Consider the following 18,178-nt stretch of genomic DNA (forward strand, 5'->3'; position numbering starts at 1 on the left):
AAGAAAGATTATGCAAGTTATAATATTTTTCTTAAAATGTAATCAATATTTACTTTAGGAGGTACTTATGCTTACAACTATTCTTTCTGGTGGGCTCATTGGTCTGATATTTGGATTCATTTTGCAACGAACTCGTTTCTGCTTGACTGGTGGTTTCCGAGACATGTATATTGCACGTAATAATACCTTATTTTACGCTTTTCTTATTGCAATCACAGTAGAAAGTATAGGAGTACTTTCCCTGATTAAATTAGGTATTATTGGAAACCCTTATGAAGAATTTTCCGTGTTAGGAGCAATTGTGGGTTCCTATCTATTTGGTATTGGAATTGTTCTTGCTGGGGGATGTGCCACAGGAACGTGGTATCGTGCCGGTGAAGGTCTCCTAGGTAGTTGGGTTGCACTATTCTTTTATATGACAAGTGCAGCAGCTATGAAATCAGGATTTCTTGTTCCTTTGAATCAATTAATAGCCAAGCGATGGGTAATTAATGATGATTTAGCTGGTCAATTAGGAGTTCCGGTTTGGTATTTTCTTGTTTTCTTAGTAGCTATAACAAGTTTTGTTGTCATTCGAGAGTTACGTAAGCCCAGACGTCAGATTGCTTCGCTTCCATCAAAATATAAGGGAGTGAGACACTATCTTTTTGAGAAAACTTACCATAAATATTTTGCGGGACTTCTAATAGGTCTTGTTGCTTTTATTGCTTGGCCTGCTAGTCAGTTGACGGGTCGTGTTGGAGGGTTAGGGATTACAACTCCCTCAGCACATCTAATTAGTTATATTATTACAGGAGATAGTAAACAGCTTGGTTGGGGTGTTTTTCTTGTATTGGGGATTTTTCTTGGTTCCTTTCTTGCTGCAAAGGGTTCTCGAGAGTTTCGTTGGCGCTTGCCAGACTTGTCAACCATCGGTAAGAGCACACTAGGGGGGATTTTTATGGGAATCGGTGCTTCATGGGCTGGTGGCTGTACGATTGGTAATGGTTTAACAGCTACAGCAATTTTTTCTAGTAAGGGATGGATTGCTTTACCAGTGACTATTTTAGGTGTTTGGACGGCTTCCTATATTATCTTTGTAAAACCCAACAAAAATTAAGAGGAGAATATCATATGGCTTTGATAAAACTTGAAACGGGTGGATTGGTATGTCCATTCCCATTGATTGATGCGAAGAAAAAAATGGCTGAATTAGCTACAGGTGATGAGTTGTTGATAGCTTTCGATTGTACGCAAGCAACGGAAAGTATACCAAACTGGGCTGCAGATAATGATTATCCTGTGACGCGCTTTGAACAAGTCGGTCCTGCTTCATGGGAAATTGTGGTTCAAAAACGTTGAGTTAGTTAAACGAGTAGAGAAAATTTATCATTCAACTGCTGTCATGAAAATATCTGAGAGAGCAGTATTACTAGAAAAGTAATAGTCTCCTATTTACTAGGGATATTAGGATAATTTGGTTATGTAGATTGGAGTATTAGTAAGGATACTCTCAAAGGAATCTGTAAAGCTATTTAAAATAATCTATTTTTTACTTCCGCTTACGAATAGATAGGTGGAGGTAAAAAAATGTATAACAAAGTTATTTTAATTGGACGTTTGACAGCGACTCCTGAAATGGTAAAAACTGCTAGTGATAGGTCTTTTACACGTGTTACAGTTGCGGTTAATCGTCGCTATAAGACGCAAAATGGTGAGCGTGAGGCTGACTTTATTACAGTGGTTGTCTGGGGGCGTTTGGCTGAGACCTTAGTATCTTATGCTAGCAAGGGGAGTTTAATTTCTCTTGATGGGGAGCTTCGTACCCGTAAGTACGATAAGGATGGTCAAACCCATTACGTTACTGAAGTGCTTTGTTCCTCTTTCCAACTTCTGGAGAGTCGTGCTCAGCGTGCTGTTAGGGAAAATAATCCTGATAATGACTTGGCTGACCTCGTCTTGGAAGAAGAACTTCCCTTCTAGTTTATCCTTTGACTAGCTATCTAGGTCTCCTATCTTTGAAGCAACCTCTCTAAAAAATCATTATCTTGTTCCATACCTTGTTTTAAAGAATTGTTGGAGATAAAATATTAAACACTTGTTAGACTAATAAACAGTAAAATTAGATAAGACTTAGGATGATAGGTGTTTAATAGTGTAGATAGACTAGAAAAAATAGTTCATGAAGCTCTAAAAGGTTGATATATCAACCTTTTAAATGTTAAGCAAAATATTCAAAAGAATGCATACAATTAACAGTTGTTTCTAATGTATATCATTGTTTTATTACCGATTTTTAAATTAAATGATAGAGGTTTCATGATAAACTATAGGTGGGTAAGGAAAAAGCTATAAAAGTTACTTTTATAGTAGGCATTATTTGTTTGGAAGGAAAGTGTGAAATATCACAACTATAACGCTATCCTTGCAATTGTTTGAGACAGTTGCATTTTTGTTTATCGTTGTGAGGCCTTAGGCCTATATAATGATTTCACAGACAATTGACTATGACACTCCGACTGACATATGAATTAGGATGTTAAGCGGTCGTTGACTTTTCGTCTAGCCTTGGGGGAACACATTGGTGTGATTCCTAAGACTCACCAGACTAATGTGTTTGAAGCTAGGATGATTCGTCTTAGCTTTTTTTGTGTCCTTTAAAATGGAGGTCTTCGGTATTTCTTTTCTTATGCTATAATAGAAGGACTAAGTGAGATATTGTCTCGCAAATCTTGGAACGGGAGTGACACTAATGCTTGACTTTACCCAAGAAGAGAAAGACTTTTTTATGTCTGAAGCTCTTAAGGAGGCCGAAAAATCTCTAGATAAAGCAGAGATTCCAATTGGCTGTGTCATCGTTAAAGATGGCGAAGTCATAGGTCGTGGGCACAATGCACGTGAGGAGCTCAATCAAGCTATCATGCATGCGGAGGTCATGGCTATTCAGGAGGCTAATAGGACTGTGGGCAATTGGCGTTTGTTAGATTGTACCCTCTTTGTAACCATCGAACCCTGTGTCATGTGTAGTGGGGCAATTGGCTTGGCTCGTATTCCTAAAGTTATCTATGGAGCAAGCAATCAAAAGTTTGGTGGTGCGGGTAGCCTTTACGATATCCTAAGAGATGAGCGTCTCAACCATCGCGTAGAAGTAGAGACTGGTGTCATGGAGGAAGAGTGTGCTAAGATTATGCAAGACTTTTTCCGTCAGAGTCGTGAACGTAAAAAAGAAGCCAAACGATTGGCTAAATTGGAAACAAGGCAAGATATGTAAACAAAAGTGCAAGTCCAAAGGGACTTGCACTTTTTAATGGAAGAAGAGTATTTTTGTTTTCCTGAAGGCAGTTTAGGTCACTCTTTCTATGATTTTTTTTCTTTTTCTCTTGTTAAAAGAAAAATAGGCATAAAGAGGATTAGAGTACCAAAAGCGGACTTCAAATTAGTATCAATAATTGGTGTTCCTAATCGTACATGAAAGATAAGGTTGATTAGGAGTATCAAAAGTAGGCTACCGATAATTCCAGCTAAAGCTATTTTTACGAGTAAATAGTTATTCGTTTTAGGTGATTGATTAGCAGTAGTATCATTTGTTTGATTTTTTGTATGTTTCATGAATTATCATCCTCAAAATCTTTGAGATGTCAGCTGAGTTCTGTTAGTTAGTGGGTGAGGTTATAGAAAGACTTACCTGCAGCATAGCTAAGGTCATAAGTCAGTTTTGCAGCAGCAATGCCAACAGAAATAGCGGCCCAAGGAACCACTCCACCTGATACAGCTTCAAGTTCTTGAGTAGTCATGTTTTTACGATTGTTAATGGTCTTAGTCATTGTTCATATGTCCTTTCTTTTATCGCGCAGAGTCCATGTAGCCATTGTAGGCTCCAAGGCACATCATAGTTCCAATAGGTCCTGAAGCTAGGCAGAGCCCTCCAATGGCAAGGTTAGTCTTCCATCCGCCTCCTGTTACTGAGGCTAGGTCAGCTGCCTTCATTTCTTTATTAATCATTGTCATTCTCCTTTTTTTATTTTTGGTGAGTTTTTAAATCTCATACCCTCTCACCACGAGTTAAGAGATGTGTTAAACATGACTTCTCCTTTCAATAAAGTCAGCCATGTCACTAGCTTTTGGTGCTTTCCTCAAGTTATGGATTTATTATAAGGTGTCGAGAAATAAAAAAGTAGTGACATAAATGTCACCATGGTAAGTCTTATGCTTTATCGAAGTTTAGACTGATCGAAGGAAATAATAGGGACGGATAGGGGATAGGTCTAGCTAGTCTTATCTTAAGTTCTCTACTTGCAATCACTTCGATTTATGGTATAATATTTTTCGGAGCAACATCTGTGCGTGAAGCGGGTCAGGGGAGGAATCCAGCAGCCCTAAGCGATTTCAGGTGTGTGCTCTTTTTTTGTGTCGAGGAGGATTTATGGCCAAATTTAGTGTTTTTAAAGATCAAGAGAGTCTTTTTGCTTGTCCTATCTGTCAGGCGCCAATGCATTTGGATTTGTCTAGCTTGATTTGTCAGAATAGGCATACCTTTAATATCGCCAAGCAGGGCTTTGTTAATTTTTTGAGACAGACTAAGGGAGATAAGCACTATGATATGGCTTCTTTTGAAAAGAGGAGTCAGATTCTTGCGGCAGGCTATTACGATCCTATCCTAGAGGTGATTTCAGAGCGCTTGCGTGACCTTCCTGGACACTCGCACGTTCTAGATGTTGCTTGTGGTGAGGGCTATTATAGCCGTCAGTTGGCTCAAGAGTTTGACAAGGATTTCATGGCCTTTGATTTGTCTAAGGATTCTATCCTTCTTGCGGCTCGTCAAAATCCTCAGAAAAATGTAGCTTGGTTTGTTGGAGTTTTGGCTCAGTTGCCTTTACGTGAACACAGTATTGATGTGATTTTAGATATTTTTTCACCAGCTAATTATCAAGAATTTGGACGACTTTTGTCTGATCATGGCTTGATTTTTAAAGTTATTCCTCATGAGGATCATCTTAAAGAGTTTCGCCAATTGTTACCGGAGGTGCAGGCTTATTCGAACCAGGATGTTCTGGAACATTTTCAAGAGTCCTGTGACCTTTTAGAGCGTGTGACGATTGCTAAGACTTGGTTTATGCCATCAGAGCATGTTCAAACATTTGCCGAGATGACACCTCTTTTTTTCCATGCCAATAAGGATACTTTGGACTTGACTTCAGTGACGCAATTAACCGTTGCGGGAGAGCTCTTGATTGGCCGTATTAGAGATGATAAGCAATCCTAACAGTCGTTGGGATTTTTTTGATGGGAAAATATCTCAGTTAGCTTGTTTGGTCTTCCTAAAAGGTGTATGATGGGAGCAATAAGTAAGAAAGTTTCAGCAATGGGTAAAAAGTGATGAAAAATAGAGCCTATAAGAACTACATTTTTGATTTTTATGGTACCTTGGTTGATATCCTAACTGATGAGAAGTATCCTGTGTTATGGGATACATTAGGCCAGCTATATCAGGCTTATGGAGCGGCTTATGAAGGTGATGCTCTTAAAAAGGCTTATGCTAAGCGTGTGGCTCAGACTCGTAAGGAGTTAATAGAGATTAAAGGAGTTGCTTATCCAGAAGTTGATTTAGCTCAGATTTTCAACCAGCTTTATGTAGATGCTCGGCCTCAGTCTAGTAACTCTAGTCAGCCGGACGATTGGGGAAATTTGATAGCCATGGTATTTCGCGTCTTATCTCGTAAGCAGTTGTTAGCTTATCCGCATACCAAGGAGGTTTTGACCTTTCTAAAAGAGCAGGGCTGTCGTCTTTATCTCTTGTCTAATGCTCAAGCAGCCTTTACTAATGCTGAGATTGATTTAATGGAGTTAAGACCTTACTTTGATGCCATTTACCTGTCTTCGGATGTGGGTATCTGTAAGCCTCAACCTGAATTTTTAAAGCAAGTTTTGGATGATCATGGGTTAAAGCCATCTGAGACTGTCATGGTGGGAAATGACCTGACGACTGATATTGCTGTGGCTGAGGCAGTTGGGATCGATGGTATCTTGCTGAATACCTTCCCTTATTCTCGTCGAGAGTTGGAGAAATCCCCAATCAAACCAGATCGAGTGATTACTGACATAGAGGCTCTAAAGACAAATTTTACATAAAAATACACTCTATTTGGCAAAAGCAAAGACAATTATCAGAATTTTTGGTATAATAATTCCTAACTTTATGTGAATGGAGAATCTCATGACTGCACAAAAAATGTCTGCACAAGAAATTATCGCTTTTATCGGTAATGCTGAAAAGAAAACGAATGTTAAAGTAACTTTTGAAGGGAAATTGGCAACCGCTGTTCCAGCTTCTGTCACTAAGCTTGGTAATGTTCTTTTCGGAGACTGGAAAGATATCGAACCACTTCTTGCGAATTTGACTGAAAACAAGGACTATGTTGTGGAACAAGATGGCCGTAACTCAGCTGTTCCATTGCTTGATAAACGTCACCTTAATGCGCGTATCGAACCAGGCGCTATTATCCGCGACCAAGTAACTATCGAAGATAATGCTGTTGTTATGATGGGTGCTGTTATCAACATCGGTGCTGAAATTGGTGCTGGTACTATGATTGATATGGGCGCAATCCTTGGTGGTCGTGCTACTGTTGGTAAAAACAGCCACATCGGTGCGGGTGCGGTCCTTGCTGGTGTGATTGAACCAGCTTCAGCAGACCCAGTTCGTATCGGTGACAACGTTCTTGTTGGTGCTAATGCTGTTGTTATTGAAGGTGTTCAAGTTGGTAACGGTTCAGTCGTTGCTGCTGGAGCTATCGTTACTCAAGATGTTCCTGAAAATGTGGTTGTAGCTGGTGTTCCAGCTCGTATCATCAAGGAAATCGATGAAAAAACACAACAAAAAACAGCACTCGAAGACGCTTTGCGTAACTTGTAACATATTGATAGTAGAGGCCTGTAAGGCCTCTATTTCTAGATTCTCTATAAAATAAATATAAATAAAAAGGACAAAAACATGACACTTGATTTAATCAAAATCAGACGAGACCTTCACCAAATTCCCGAAATTGGTTTGGAAGAATTTAAAACTCAGGCCTATCTCTTAGAACGTATTGCTGAAATGACTGAAGGGAAGGACTTTGTGGAGCAACGTTCTTGGCGTACAGGAATTCTTGTCTATCTTCACGGGCATGCTCCTGAAAAAACCATTGGTTGGCGTACAGATATTGATGGCCTCCCAATCGTAGAGGAAACAGATCTTGACTTTAAGTCTACTCATGAAGGTCGTATGCATGCTTGTGGACACGATATGCACATGACCACAGCACTTGGTCTTTTGGACCAGATGCTTCAAGTACAGCCTAAAAATAACATGCTCTTCCTCTTCCAACCAGCTGAAGAAAATGAAGCTGGTGGTATGCTTATGTATGAAGATGGTGCCTTTGGAGATTGGTTGCCAGATGAGTTCTATGGCCTCCACGTCCGTCCAGATTTCAAGGTAGGTGATATTGCGACTAACACAAGTACCCTTTTTGCTGGGACTTGTGAAGTCCTCGTTACTTTCAAGGGGAAAGGTGGACATGCGGCCTTTCCACATGAGGCCAATGATGCTCTTGTAGCAGCTTCTTACTTTATTACTCAAGTGCAAACGATTGTCAGTCGTAATGTTGACCCTATTCAGGGTGGGGTAGTTACCTTTGGTTCTTTCCATGCAGGAACTACTAATAATGTTATCGCTGAAACTGCAGAGGTTTATGGAACTATTCGTACCCTTACTCAGGAAATGAGTCTCCTTATCCAGAAGCGCGTGCGCCAGATTGCAGAAGGTGTAGCAGCTAGCTTTGGTATGGAAGTGGATATCATGTTGAAACAAGGTGGTTATCTTCCTGTGGAAAATAATCCAGCCTTGGCCAAAGAGTTGATGGCCTTCTTTGATGCTAGCCCAGAAGTTAACCTGATTGATTGTCCACCGGCTATGACTGGAGAGGATTTTGGTTATTTGCTTAGTAAAGTTCCTGGTGTCATGTTCTGGTTGGGAATCGACACGCCATATGCACTTCACCATCCTAAGATGAGTCCAAACGAAGATGCCCTCGCTTTTGCAGTGGCTGAAATTGGAAAATTCCTTAAACACAAGGCAGAAGCCTAATCAGAGTCGATAAAGCTAAAAAATCTACCAAGTCTGACTTTTGGTAGATTTTTTGATATGATAAACCTATGAAAAATGAACTTAGAAAAACAGTCTTGGCTCAATTAACTTCACAAGAACCTGAGACTAAGGCTAAGATAGATAAACATCTTTTGGAGCAATTGATTGCCTTACCTGCTTATAAAGAGGCTCAGGTGATTGCGACTTATTTGTCTTTTCCTCATGAATATGATACCAGTCTTTTAATCAATCAGGCTTTAAAGGATGGTAAACGACTTTTGATTCCTAAAACATATAAACAAGGTCGAATGATTTTTGTGGATTATGATCCAGATAATCTTGTTGCAACCTCTTTTGGCTTGATGGAACCTGCGTCTGATTTAGCTGTGGAAAAATCAGAGATTGATTTGATTCATGTGCCAGGAGTAGTTTTCAATGATGAAGGCTATCGCATTGGTTACGGAGCAGGTTACTATGATCGCTATTTATCTGATTTTGAAGGGGAGACAGTTAGTACGGTTTATCCTTGCCAGAAACATGATTTTCAACCAGACAGCTATGATATTCCTGTTAAGGAGGTTGTCACATGCCAGTAAATGAGTGGAAAAAATACCCAGCAACCTATCTATTGTTGGGGCTTACGACGTTGACTTTTATCTGTCAATATCTTTTAAACGGATTTCAAGCGACTTCGCCTTTGAGCCTTTTTAAGATGGGAGCTATGTACGGTGCGTTTGTTCAGTACAGTCCCTTGAACCTTTGGCGTCTTGTAACACCAATTTTTGTGCATATAGGTGTTGAGCATTTTCTATTTAATATGCTTACTCTTTACTTTATGGGGAAAATGGCTGAGCAGATTTTTGGGACTCTACGTTTTCTAGGGCTTTATTTGTTAGCTGGTGTTATGGGAAATGCCTTTACCTTACTTTTTACGCCTAATGTTATTGCAGCTGGTGCTTCGACATCCTTGTTTGGACTTTTTGCGGCTGTTGTGATTCTTGGTTATTACAGTCACAGCCCCTTGCTTAATCAGTTAGGCCGTAATTATTTGGCTTTGATTGTTATTAACTTAATCTTCAACCTTTTTACACCTAGTGTTGGGATTACAGGCCATCTCGGTGGTTTAGTTGGAGGTGCTCTTGCAGCTATCTTTTTGGCCAACAAGGTTGAAAGTCGCTTATTTAGTAGAGGTTGGCGTTCTACAGCTCTTTTAACCTATATTTTACTATTGCTGATTCTTCTAGGATTCACTTATTTTTAAGTCATATGAAAAATCCATCGAATGTTATGTTCGATGGATTTTATTTTAGTCTTTTTTAGCTGCTTTGCCTTCAAGTTTGTGGCCCAAGTCAATGAGGTATTGCTTGAGGTCATCTTTAACTTGAGGATGTTTAAGTGCGTAATCGATAGACGTTTTCATGAATCCGAATTTGTCACCTACATCATAACGGTTTCCAGTAAATTCGCGAGCAAAGACGCGTTGTGTCTTGTTAAGTGTATCGATGGCATCAGTCAGTTGGACTTCGTTTCCAGCACCTGGTTTTTGAGTTTCCAAAATACCGAAAATTTCAGGTGTTAGAAGATAACGTCCGATGATAGCAAGATCACTTGGTGCATCTTCTGGATTTGGTTTTTCAACGAAAGTTTCAACGCTATAACGTCCATTTTCGCCTTTGCCTTGAGGGGCGATGACACCATATGAAGAAACTTCTTCGTGAGGTACAGGCATAACTGCAATGGTTGATGCGTGTGTTTCCTCATAATCGTTAATGAGTTGCTTAGTTAATGGTACAGCTTTGTCATTTGTGATATCCATGAGGTCGTCACCAAGCATGACAACGAATGGCTCATTTCCGACAAATGCTTTGGCTTGAAGAACTGCATCTCCAAGACCACGCGGATGGCTTTGACGGATAAAGTGGAGGTTGATAGCAGTGGTGTCATTAACCAATTTCAACAAGTCTGTCTTACCTTTTTGTTCCAAGTTGTATTCTAACTCGAAGTTTGAATCAAAGTGGTCTTCGATAGAACGTTTTGACTTACCAGTAACCACCAAGATATCTTCAATACCTGATTTGAGGGCTTCTTCAACGATAAATTGGATGGTTGGCTTGTCAACGATTGGCAACATTTCTTTGGCCAAGGCCTTAGTAGCTGGTAAAAAGCGTGTCCCGAGTCCTGCAGCGGGGATGATAGCTTTTCTAACTTTTTGATTCTTCATGAGAACTCCTTAGATTTTTATTTTTTATCCCATTCATTTTCAGAGCGCAATTCATTGGACATCATATTGAGAATAGATTCCTTGATATCAGCACCCTCATAGATAGATTTGTAGATTGCTGTTGTAATTGGCATGTAGACACCGAGTTCTTGGGCGATTTCGTAGGCAACCTTTGTGGTTGAAATACCTTCGATAACCATTCCCATGTTACGTTCAATGTCTTCTAGTTTTTCTCCACGACCGAGTGCATCCCCAGCACGCCAGTTACGTGAATGGATAGAAGTTCCTGTAACAATAAGGTCACCAACCCCAGATAGACCGCTGTAAGTCAAAGGATCGGCACCGAGTTTCACACCAAGACGAGTAATTTCTGCAAGTCCACGAGTAATAACGGCTGCCTTAGCATTGTCCCCATATCCCATACCGTGGAGGGCACCTGCACCTACCGCGATAATGTTTTTAAGAGCACCAGCTGTTTCAACACCAATCACATCTGAATTGGTGTAGAGGCGGAAGTAGTTATTACTGAAAATGCCTTGGACATAGCGTGCCACTTCAAGATCCTTAGATGCTGCTGTAATCAAAGTGATATCGCGAACGATAGTTTCTTCAGCGTGGCTTGGACCAGATACGACAACAATGTCACTGCGAAGTTCCTCAGGAATCTCTTCTTCAAGGATTGTTGAAAGACGTTCGTGTGTTCCGGGTTCCAATCCTTTTGAAGCATGCATGACAACGACTTTGTGGTCCAAAAGTTCGGCAACTTGTTTAGCAACTAAGCGAGTAACCTTGGTTGGAACAACAAAGAGAACAGCGTCGACACTATCTAGGGCTTCAGACAGTTCCTTGTAGGCTTTAATGTTTTCATCCAAAACCACATCCTTGAAGTAGCGGGTGTTGGTGTGTTTCTCGTTAATTTCATCAATTTGTTCAGGGATGTTTCCCCAAATACGGACCTCGTGTCCGTTGTCGTTGAGTACCTGAGCAAGGGCAGTTCCCCATGAACCAGGGCCCAAGACAGCGATTTTTTGTTTTTTCATCATTAGGTCTCCCTTTAGGTCCTTTCTAACAAAGTAGAAAAAGACTGTATTCTTTCTCATTATAACATAAGAAAAGCATGTTTGTCTTGTACTCTCTGTTAGGAAGGCTGATGGCCATTTATTTTTTCAGCCAATTTTGGGCAATGTAGCCTCCAATGAGGGCAGCCATGAGCGTTCCTCCAATCAGGATTAAGATATGACTGCCTGTAAAGGGAACCATAACTTGATTTACATAATCTTGAGTTTTCCCTTTGGCCAGGAGTTGTGCGATATAAGCTTTGGGCGCAAGCCACATGGTGATAATGGGTGCTAAGTTTCCTAGAGAAAAGATCATATAGGAGAGTAGATTAAGTTTATTATTCTCATAGTTCCCTTTCTTAGCTAGAAAATCAGCGACAAGGCCAGCTAAAAAGCTAGGAAGAAAGGCTAGAACAAAGTGCCCAGAGGCAAAGAAGAAGAGGGACATAAAGATACCCAGACAGGTAATAGCTCCAAATTGTTTAGTTTTTCTGATAAGCCCCAAATAGACCCAACCTGCAAAGATAGCAGCTAAAGCAGGCGTATGATACATATTTTTGACTTTGAAAAAGATTAAATCAATGGCAACTGCAAGGGCTAGGCAAATAAAATAGAGTAGAATAGCTAGACTGGTTTGTTTGATGAATGTCTTTTGACGCATGAGGTCTCCTAATCAATGTGAGGTGTTTTAGTTTTATTGAGCCAAGAGTATGCCAAACCAATGAAAATACCTCCGCCAATCCAGTTACCGAAGAAAACGACTATCCACTGACGTAGAATATTTGCCAAAGTGAAATTATCCACAGCATCACGCACACCGTTGAAACCGAGCAACATGAAAGAGGCAAAGTTAGCAATCAAGTGTTCATTAATTAAAAATACAAACATGAAGATAGCTGATAGCGCAATGAAAATCTTAGCAGATTCTTCTTTGAGGAGCATGTAGCCCAAGATGGCAATATTAACGAACATATTCGCTGTAATACCTTCTGTAAAGTTCATCCAATCTGTTTTTCCAAGCTTGGTTGAGACAGCAGTAACTAAGAAGCTCTTGTCAGTCAAATGTTGGAAAGAGAAGGATTGGTTGAAGAACCAGGCCAAGATAAGGGCACCGACAAAATTAAAGAAGGTACAGTAGAGGAGGATGGTACACACCTTGCTCCATTTGATTTTACCATAATAGGCACCACTGGTCAGGAACATCATGTTTGAAGTAGCCAACTCTCCATTGAATATGAGAACGAAGACCAGTCCGATGGCAAAGATAAAGGCAAAGACAAAACGAGAAAGGGCTGGAATACCTGTTGCGATAACATCCGCACCAATAATTCCTACAGCAGTCGACATGGTAAGATAAGCTCCTGCAAGCATAGAACGCAAGGCATAGCGCCCCAGACTTTCGTCAAAGAGAGCTTCTTTTTTAGCACAAGCAGCGAATACTTTTTCTTGAAATTGAGACATAGGTTTACCTCTAAAATGTGTGGCTTGGAGCATGGCAAATGCGCAAACTCGAGTGAAAATGAATCTAAGATGACCATGAAAAAAAGTCAGGACAGTTGTCCCAACTTTTCCAAGTCTTAATATGAGGATGCTCCAGATGTTGCATCTGCGGCTGGGGCTGCGTCGCCACCATGACCACCCGCATCTGATGCACCAGATGTGGCGTCGCTACCGCCATGACTAGCTGCAGCTGGTGCAAAAGGACCGCTTCCTCCGACAAGGCGTTGACCAGTTGTTTCGAGATACCAGTCAAGCCATGGTTTAAAGTTAAAGACGATTTCATTGATTCCTGCATAAGAACCATCATCATAGTACATAGCCTGATAGTTATGCGTATTGATAACTCCTTCAGGTGACCCTGGAACAATCGTACGAACGTATTCTTGGTTACCATTACGAAGTGTACCGATAACCCATTCTACATTTTTCATACGAGCTGGTGGAAGTGAGCCGTGAACAGTTGACATACGGCTACCAGATTGAGGTGGCACACGTTTGGCAAACATAGTGTCAGGATCTTGATGGGCGTTATTGTAGTAGAGGAACTGGTTATTATCATCGGCATAGGTCAATTCAAACGGCATTGCCTTGAGGAACATGTCAATTTGATTAACTGTCAAAATACCGTGGTCCAATTTTACGTAGGTATCGCCAGATACCGCACCAGTAATTTCAGCTACTTTTTCTACCCATTCAGGATCATCAGGGTCGACCTCAGTAACAGTTGTAGCGATTGGGTTGTTACAATCCAAGTCTTCAGGTTCGATTGGTTTTGGTTTTTTCAATTTAGAAACCACTCCTACATATTGGATGAAATTATCTAAGCATTGTTCAAGGAAGTTAATAGTACCTTCGTTAGTAATGTTACCCTCAAGGTCAAAGGCTTCTTTAGCCTTTCCAAGCAAGAATTCATTACCTGGAAGTGTATAGGCATTGACACCAGGTGCTTCAAGGATTTTACGCAAATGCACTTGGGCACGAGAAGTCCCTTGGTCGTAGTATGAAGCACCAACAATCATTACAGGCTTGTTTTCAAATGGGTGCACTTCGAATGAGAGCCACTCTAAAACTGACTTAAGTGCTGCAGAGATAGTGTGGTTGTGCTCAGGTGTTGCAATGATAACACCGTCAGCGCGTGTAATTTTGTTATTAAGTAAGCGAAGTTGGAAGCTTTCGTCCCATTTTTCATCTTGGTTAAACATAGGAACTTCATCAATTTCCAAAACTTCAAGTTCAAATTTTATTTTAAAATGTCTTCTGATAAATTCGAGCAGTTTACGGTTATATGATTGGTCATAATTTGCTCCAACGAGTCCAACAAATTTCATAGTTTCTATTCTCCTGTCCTATAGGCTTTCCCAGTCGAAGTCTTCAGCTTCTTTATGTAGCAACTCTGTAGCATGTGAGAGTTTACCAGTAATTTTGACGTAGAGACGGAAGTCATCGAAAATAGCATCTAGTTTTTTGATGACATCAAGGTCGACTAAATTACCATTGCTATCAAAAGCTTGTAGAGAATGTGAGAGTAAGAATTCGTCTGGAAGCACATTAGCTTTGATTTCTGGAGCATTCAAGATTTGACGAAGTTGTAACTGTGCACGAGAAGCCCCGAGTGTTCCGTAAGATGCCCCTGTAATCATAACTGGCTTATTCAAAAGAGGGAAAACACCGTATGAAACCCAAGCTAAAGCGTTCATGAGAACGGCAGGAATTGAGTGGTCATACTCAGGTGTTCCAATAATAACACCATCAGCCTCATCGATTTTTTTAACGATTTCAAGGACACTTTCTGGCAATTGCTTGTTAGCGGGTTTGTTAAAGACAGGAAGGTCCTTGATTTCAACAAGTTCGATGTCTGCCTTATCTGCAAAATGTTTCTGAATATATTGCAATAATTGTCTATTAGTTGAACGTTTTGAATTCGTACCAACAAGTCCGATGAATTTCATGACAATTCTCCTTAAAAGTATTATATCTAGTACTATGTTAGCGTTTTCCTGGTTAAAAGTCAATCTTCGTTTAATGAGAAAGTGATTAGACTATTACCTTTGTCATCTTATTTCGAATAGATTATAATAGGATAGATTTAAAAGTCTGAAGCTAGCATGGCTAGTTTATACAAATACTAGTCAATAGATGTATCGAAAGGAAAAAATAATGACAAAAATTCGTGGATTTGAACTCGTATCAACGTATAACAATCAGGAATTGCTTCCAAAACGTGAGACAGCTCATGCTGCAGGTTATGACTTAAAGGTGGCAGAGAACACTGTCATTGCTCCTGGGGAAATTGTTCTCGTCCCAACAGGTGTTAAGGCTTACATGCAACCTGGTGAGGTCCTCTATCTCTATGACCGTTCGTCAAACCCTCGCAAAAAAGGCCTGGTCTTGATCAACTCAGTTGGCGTTATTGACGGCGATTACTATGGAAATCCAGGAAATGAAGGTCATATCTTCGCCCAGATGAAAAATATTACTGATCAGCCCGTGACTCTTGAAGTTGGCGAACGCATCGTTCAAGGTGTCTTTATGCCTTTCTTGATTGTAGATGGAGACGAAGCTGATGGTGTTCGTACAGGTGGCTTTGGATCGACTGGACAGTAGAGGAAGCAAAGTGGCAGATTATTTGTTAGTAATCGATATGCAGTCAGATTATGTTGCTGTAGGAAAAGCATATCATGAAGAACTGATTGCAGCTGTAAATGACAAAATTGCTAGCTATCCTAGCGACCGGGTTATCTATATTCTCAATCGTTTTTTCTGGGAGAGAAAAGATAGAAAGAAGAAATTTGCGACCGGCTTGCTGCTTGTATCTTCTCGTATCTTTGAGAAGCGTCGGGCTTCTTGCTTTACTAATCCAGATTTAAAAGATTTTTTAGAGGGAAATGGTACTAAAAGCATAGAGTTTATAGGGGTAGATGGCAACGGCTGTGTTAAGGCTTCCGTTTTGGCGGCTATCAAGGAGAACTATCAGGTTTCCGTAGATTTGTCCGCTGTCGGAGTTGCCAACCAGAAGAAATTTCAAAAAACATTGCATAAGTGGCACTCTGCTGGAGTAAGCGTAGAAGGAGAATTATCATAGCTAAGAAAAAATCAACTTTTGTTTGTCGAGAATGTGGCTACAATTCACCCAAATATCTAGGGCGTTGTCCCAACTGTTCTTCTTGGTCCTCTTTTGAGGAAGAAGTTGAGGTGCAGGAGGTAAAAAATGCTCGTGTTAGTTTAACGGGTGAAAAGTCTAAACCTACTAAATTAAAAGAAGTCTCTTCAATTAATTATGCCCGCATAAAGACTGATATGGACGAGTTTAACCGTGTTTTAGGTGGCGGTGTGGTTCCGGGCAGTCTGGTTCTTATTGGAGGAGATCCAGGGATAGGGAAATCAACCCTTCTCTTACAGGTGTCAACGCAACTGGCTAACAAGGGAACAGTCCTCTATGTATCTGGAGAAGAATCTGCCGAGCAAATCAAATTGCGGAGTGAACGTTTAGGCGATATTGATAACGAATTTTATCTGTATGCTGAGACCAATATGCAAGCCGTTCGCAGTCAAGTAGAGGCCATAAAACCCGATTTCCTCATTATCGACTCTATTCAGACCATTATGAGTCCAGAGATTTCTGGCGTTCAAGGTTCTGTATCTCAGGTTCGTGAAGTCACTGCTGAACTCATGCAGATTGCCAAAACCAATAACATTGCCACATTTATTGTTGGGCATGTGACCAAGGAGGGACAGCTGGCTGGACCACGTATGTTGGAACACATGGTGGATACTGTGCTCTATTTTGAGGGGGAACGTCATCATACCTTCCGTATTTTACGAGCAGTCAAAAACCGTTTTGGTTCAACCAATGAGATTGGGATTTTTGAGATGCAGTCTGGTGGTTTGGTAGAGGTGCTAAATCCTAGCCAGGTTTTCTTAGAGGAACGCCTAGACGGTGCTACAGGTTCTGCCATTGTTGTGACAATGGAAGGTAGCAGACCTATCTTAGCTGAAGTTCAAGCCTTGGTGACACCAACCGTCTTTGGTAATGCCAAGCGGACAACGACGGGACTGGACTTTAACCGTGTCAGCCTCATTATGGCTGTTTTAGAGAAACGTTGTGGCCTTCTTCTCCAAAATCAAGATGCCTATCTCAAATCGGCTGGTGGTGTCAAATTAGACGAGCCAGCTATTGACCTTGCTGTAGCCGTTGCGATTGCTTCTAGTTACAAGGAGCTTCCAACCAATCCACAAGAAGCTTTTATAGGAGAAATTGGGTTGACTGGAGAGATTCGCCGAGTAACTCGCATTGAACAGCGTATTAATGAGGCTGCTAAATTAGGTTTTACTAAGATTTATGCTCCTAAAAATTCGCTTCATGGCATGAAGATTCCAGAAGGTATCCAGGTTATTGGGGTCACGACGGTAGGAGAAGTACTCAAAAAAGTCTTTTCTTAAAAAGAGGCCTCAAAACAAGTGTTTGGAAGCGCTTGCAAAAGTACCTGTTCGATGCTATACTTTTCTTAAGAATAGGGAGGTATTTATTATGCAATTTTTTACAGACAGCAATATGCAATTCCCGCTAGTAGAGTTATCTCTTAATCAAGGTGAAACAGTCTTTATCCAGCGTGGCAGTATGGTATATCACACACCGAATGTGACACTGAGTACCAAATTAAATGCCAGTGGATCAGGTTTAGGTCGCTTTGTAAAAGCAGTTGGGCGTTCAATGGTTTCGGGCGAAAGTAGCTTTATTACTCAGGTTGTCTCGCAGTCCAATAACGGCTATATAGCCTTGGCCCCTGATTCTCCAGGTCAAGTGATTCCACTTTATTTAGGTGAAAAACAGTACCGACTAAACGACGGTGCCTTTCTAGCACTTGATGGCACAGCTTACTATACAATGGAGCTTCAGTCTGTTGGTAAGGCTCTTTTTGGTGGTCAGGGTGGTTTCTTTGTAATGACTACCCAAGGCCAAGGAACTCTCTTGGCAAATGCTTATGGCTCTATTAAAAAAATTGAGCTAAACAATCAAGAAGTGACTATTGATAATGCTCATGTCGTTGCCTGGAGTCAGACACTTGATTATAATATTCACCTGGAAAATGGTTTCTGGCAGTCTATTGGGACAGGAGAGGGTGTTGTGAATACCTTTAGAGGAACAGGTGAAATTTATGTTCAAAGTCTCAATCTTCAAACCTTTGCAGGCTTGCTTAATAGATACTTGCCAAAACGTTCATAATATAAATTGAAGGAGGATGGATGCTTGTTAGCATTTATTCTCCTTTTTTATGTTGCGAACTCAATAGCTGA

At 40.6% G+C, this 18,178-nt stretch carries 23 protein-coding genes and 1 other RNA gene; 15 read left to right on the plus strand and 9 right to left on the minus strand.

The window, feature by feature from the left end; genetic code table 11:
* Positions 1 to 67 precede the first annotated feature (67 nt).
* The 4 genes from H7T99_RS08040 to tadA all read left to right on the plus strand — a co-directional run bounded on the left by H7T99_RS08040 (position 68) and on the right by tadA (position 3,250).
* Positions 68 to 1,099 carry a YeeE/YedE family protein gene (locus H7T99_RS08040; RefSeq protein ID WP_037601491.1) on the plus strand — a complete coding sequence of 344 codons (1,032 nt, stop codon included), beginning with the start codon at positions 68 to 70 and terminating at the stop codon, positions 1,097 to 1,099.
* A gap of 14 nt (positions 1,100 to 1,113) precedes the next feature.
* The gene (locus tag H7T99_RS08045; protein ID WP_003095911.1) at positions 1,114 to 1,341 is read left to right on the plus strand and encodes a sulfurtransferase TusA family protein; all 228 of its coding nucleotides are present in this window, start codon (positions 1,114 to 1,116) and stop codon (positions 1,339 to 1,341) included.
* Between the two features lie 228 nt (positions 1,342 to 1,569).
* Entirely contained in the window at positions 1,570 to 1,962 is a 393-nt protein-coding gene (locus H7T99_RS08050) for a single-stranded DNA-binding protein (protein ID WP_037601494.1), read from the plus strand.
* Positions 1,963 to 2,731: 769 nt separating this feature from the next.
* Positions 2,732 to 3,250 (plus strand): tRNA adenosine(34) deaminase TadA, encoded by a 519-nt coding sequence (gene tadA, locus H7T99_RS08055; RefSeq protein ID WP_014635105.1) that lies wholly within the window; start codon positions 2,732 to 2,734, stop codon positions 3,248 to 3,250.
* An 86-nt stretch (positions 3,251 to 3,336) separates the two neighbouring features.
* Here tadA and H7T99_RS08060 read toward each other — a convergent pair whose 3' ends face one another.
* From H7T99_RS08060 to H7T99_RS08070, 3 genes are read right to left on the minus strand one after another with little or no spacing between them, the layout of a single operon-like run.
* On the minus strand, positions 3,337 to 3,588 hold the full coding sequence (locus tag H7T99_RS08060) for a hypothetical protein (RefSeq protein WP_014635104.1): 252 nt from the start codon (positions 3,586 to 3,588) through the stop codon (positions 3,337 to 3,339).
* A 47-nt stretch (positions 3,589 to 3,635) separates the two neighbouring features.
* The gene (locus tag H7T99_RS08065) at positions 3,636 to 3,803 is read right to left on the minus strand and encodes a class IIb bacteriocin, lactobin A/cerein 7B family (protein WP_002885883.1); all 168 of its coding nucleotides are present in this window, start codon (positions 3,801 to 3,803) and stop codon (positions 3,636 to 3,638) included.
* A 19-nt stretch (positions 3,804 to 3,822) separates the two neighbouring features.
* Positions 3,823 to 3,981 (minus strand): class IIb bacteriocin, lactobin A/cerein 7B family, encoded by a 159-nt coding sequence (locus H7T99_RS08070; RefSeq protein ID WP_014635103.1) that lies wholly within the window; start codon positions 3,979 to 3,981, stop codon positions 3,823 to 3,825.
* 321 nt (positions 3,982 to 4,302) lie between these two features.
* Between H7T99_RS08070 and ffs the strand changes: the two genes are divergently transcribed.
* The 7 genes from ffs to H7T99_RS08105 all read left to right on the plus strand — a co-directional run bounded on the left by ffs (position 4,303) and on the right by H7T99_RS08105 (position 9,365).
* An RNA gene (gene ffs / locus H7T99_RS08075) (signal recognition particle sRNA small type) lies at positions 4,303 to 4,388 on the plus strand.
* A 14-nt stretch (positions 4,389 to 4,402) separates the two neighbouring features.
* Positions 4,403 to 5,242 carry a putative RNA methyltransferase gene (locus tag H7T99_RS08080; protein ID WP_037601498.1) on the plus strand — a complete coding sequence of 280 codons (840 nt, stop codon included), beginning with the start codon at positions 4,403 to 4,405 and terminating at the stop codon, positions 5,240 to 5,242.
* Between the two features lie 113 nt (positions 5,243 to 5,355).
* Positions 5,356 to 6,108 (plus strand): HAD family hydrolase, encoded by a 753-nt coding sequence (locus tag H7T99_RS08085; RefSeq protein WP_014635101.1) that lies wholly within the window; start codon positions 5,356 to 5,358, stop codon positions 6,106 to 6,108.
* Positions 6,109 to 6,193: 85 nt separating this feature from the next.
* Positions 6,194 to 6,892 (plus strand): 2,3,4,5-tetrahydropyridine-2,6-dicarboxylate N-acetyltransferase, encoded by a 699-nt coding sequence (gene dapD, locus H7T99_RS08090; RefSeq protein WP_037601501.1) that lies wholly within the window; start codon positions 6,194 to 6,196, stop codon positions 6,890 to 6,892.
* 78 nt (positions 6,893 to 6,970) lie between these two features.
* The gene (locus H7T99_RS08095; RefSeq protein ID WP_037601504.1) at positions 6,971 to 8,104 is read left to right on the plus strand and encodes an N-acetyldiaminopimelate deacetylase; all 1,134 of its coding nucleotides are present in this window, start codon (positions 6,971 to 6,973) and stop codon (positions 8,102 to 8,104) included.
* A gap of 68 nt (positions 8,105 to 8,172) precedes the next feature.
* Complete coding sequence (locus tag H7T99_RS08100; protein WP_037601507.1) at positions 8,173 to 8,700, plus strand: 5-formyltetrahydrofolate cyclo-ligase; 528 nt, start codon at positions 8,173 to 8,175, stop codon at positions 8,698 to 8,700.
* Positions 8,691 to 9,365: a rhomboid family intramembrane serine protease gene (locus H7T99_RS08105; protein ID WP_002891988.1), complete on the plus strand. Its 675-nt coding sequence runs from the start codon at positions 8,691 to 8,693 to the stop codon at positions 9,363 to 9,365. Before H7T99_RS08100 ends, H7T99_RS08105 begins: the two co-directional genes overlap by 10 nt.
* 45 nt (positions 9,366 to 9,410) lie before the next feature.
* On the opposite strand, the gene galU is transcribed toward H7T99_RS08105, so the two are convergent.
* The 6 genes from galU to H7T99_RS08135 form a co-directional block, all read right to left on the minus strand.
* Positions 9,411 to 10,325 carry a UTP--glucose-1-phosphate uridylyltransferase GalU gene (gene galU / locus H7T99_RS08110; RefSeq protein ID WP_037601510.1) on the minus strand — a complete coding sequence of 305 codons (915 nt, stop codon included), beginning with the start codon at positions 10,323 to 10,325 and terminating at the stop codon, positions 9,411 to 9,413.
* Positions 10,326 to 10,342: 17 nt separating this feature from the next.
* A complete protein-coding gene (locus H7T99_RS08115) occupies positions 10,343 to 11,365 on the minus strand; it encodes an NAD(P)H-dependent glycerol-3-phosphate dehydrogenase (RefSeq protein ID WP_037598511.1) in 1,023 nt (340 codons plus the stop codon).
* Between the two features lie 118 nt (positions 11,366 to 11,483).
* Entirely contained in the window at positions 11,484 to 12,044 is a 561-nt protein-coding gene (locus tag H7T99_RS08120; RefSeq protein ID WP_002891982.1) for an MptD family putative ECF transporter S component, read from the minus strand.
* Between the two features lie 8 nt (positions 12,045 to 12,052).
* Positions 12,053 to 12,844, minus strand: coding sequence for a formate/nitrite transporter family protein (locus H7T99_RS08125; RefSeq protein WP_014635096.1), 792 nt, complete (start codon positions 12,842 to 12,844; stop codon positions 12,053 to 12,055).
* A 116-nt stretch (positions 12,845 to 12,960) separates the two neighbouring features.
* Complete coding sequence (locus H7T99_RS08130) at positions 12,961 to 14,211, minus strand: NAD(P)H-dependent oxidoreductase (RefSeq protein ID WP_002885631.1); 1,251 nt, start codon at positions 14,209 to 14,211, stop codon at positions 12,961 to 12,963.
* 18 nt (positions 14,212 to 14,229) lie between these two features.
* Positions 14,230 to 14,832, minus strand: a complete 603-nt coding sequence (locus H7T99_RS08135) for an NADPH-dependent FMN reductase (protein WP_002885617.1) — start codon at positions 14,830 to 14,832, stop codon at positions 14,230 to 14,232.
* Positions 14,833 to 15,040: 208 nt separating this feature from the next.
* Between H7T99_RS08135 and H7T99_RS08140 the strand changes: the two genes are divergently transcribed.
* The 4 genes from H7T99_RS08140 to H7T99_RS08155 all read left to right on the plus strand — a co-directional run bounded on the left by H7T99_RS08140 (position 15,041) and on the right by H7T99_RS08155 (position 18,107).
* The gene (locus H7T99_RS08140; RefSeq protein ID WP_002885724.1) at positions 15,041 to 15,487 is read left to right on the plus strand and encodes a dUTP diphosphatase; all 447 of its coding nucleotides are present in this window, start codon (positions 15,041 to 15,043) and stop codon (positions 15,485 to 15,487) included.
* A gap of 10 nt (positions 15,488 to 15,497) precedes the next feature.
* Positions 15,498 to 15,965, plus strand: a complete 468-nt coding sequence (locus H7T99_RS08145; RefSeq protein WP_002885777.1) for an isochorismatase family cysteine hydrolase — start codon at positions 15,498 to 15,500, stop codon at positions 15,963 to 15,965.
* A complete protein-coding gene (radA, locus tag H7T99_RS08150; protein ID WP_073686093.1) occupies positions 15,962 to 17,323 on the plus strand; it encodes a DNA repair protein RadA in 1,362 nt (453 codons plus the stop codon). Before H7T99_RS08145 ends, radA begins: the two co-directional genes overlap by 4 nt.
* 88 nt (positions 17,324 to 17,411) lie before the next feature.
* Complete coding sequence (locus tag H7T99_RS08155; protein WP_037598509.1) at positions 17,412 to 18,107, plus strand: TIGR00266 family protein; 696 nt, start codon at positions 17,412 to 17,414, stop codon at positions 18,105 to 18,107.
* The last annotated feature ends 71 nt before the right edge of the window (positions 18,108 to 18,178 follow it).

This window comes from Streptococcus sp. 17.1 (assembly GCF_016648655.1).
GTDB lineage: Bacteria > Bacillota > Bacilli > Lactobacillales > Streptococcaceae > Streptococcus > Streptococcus salivarius_E.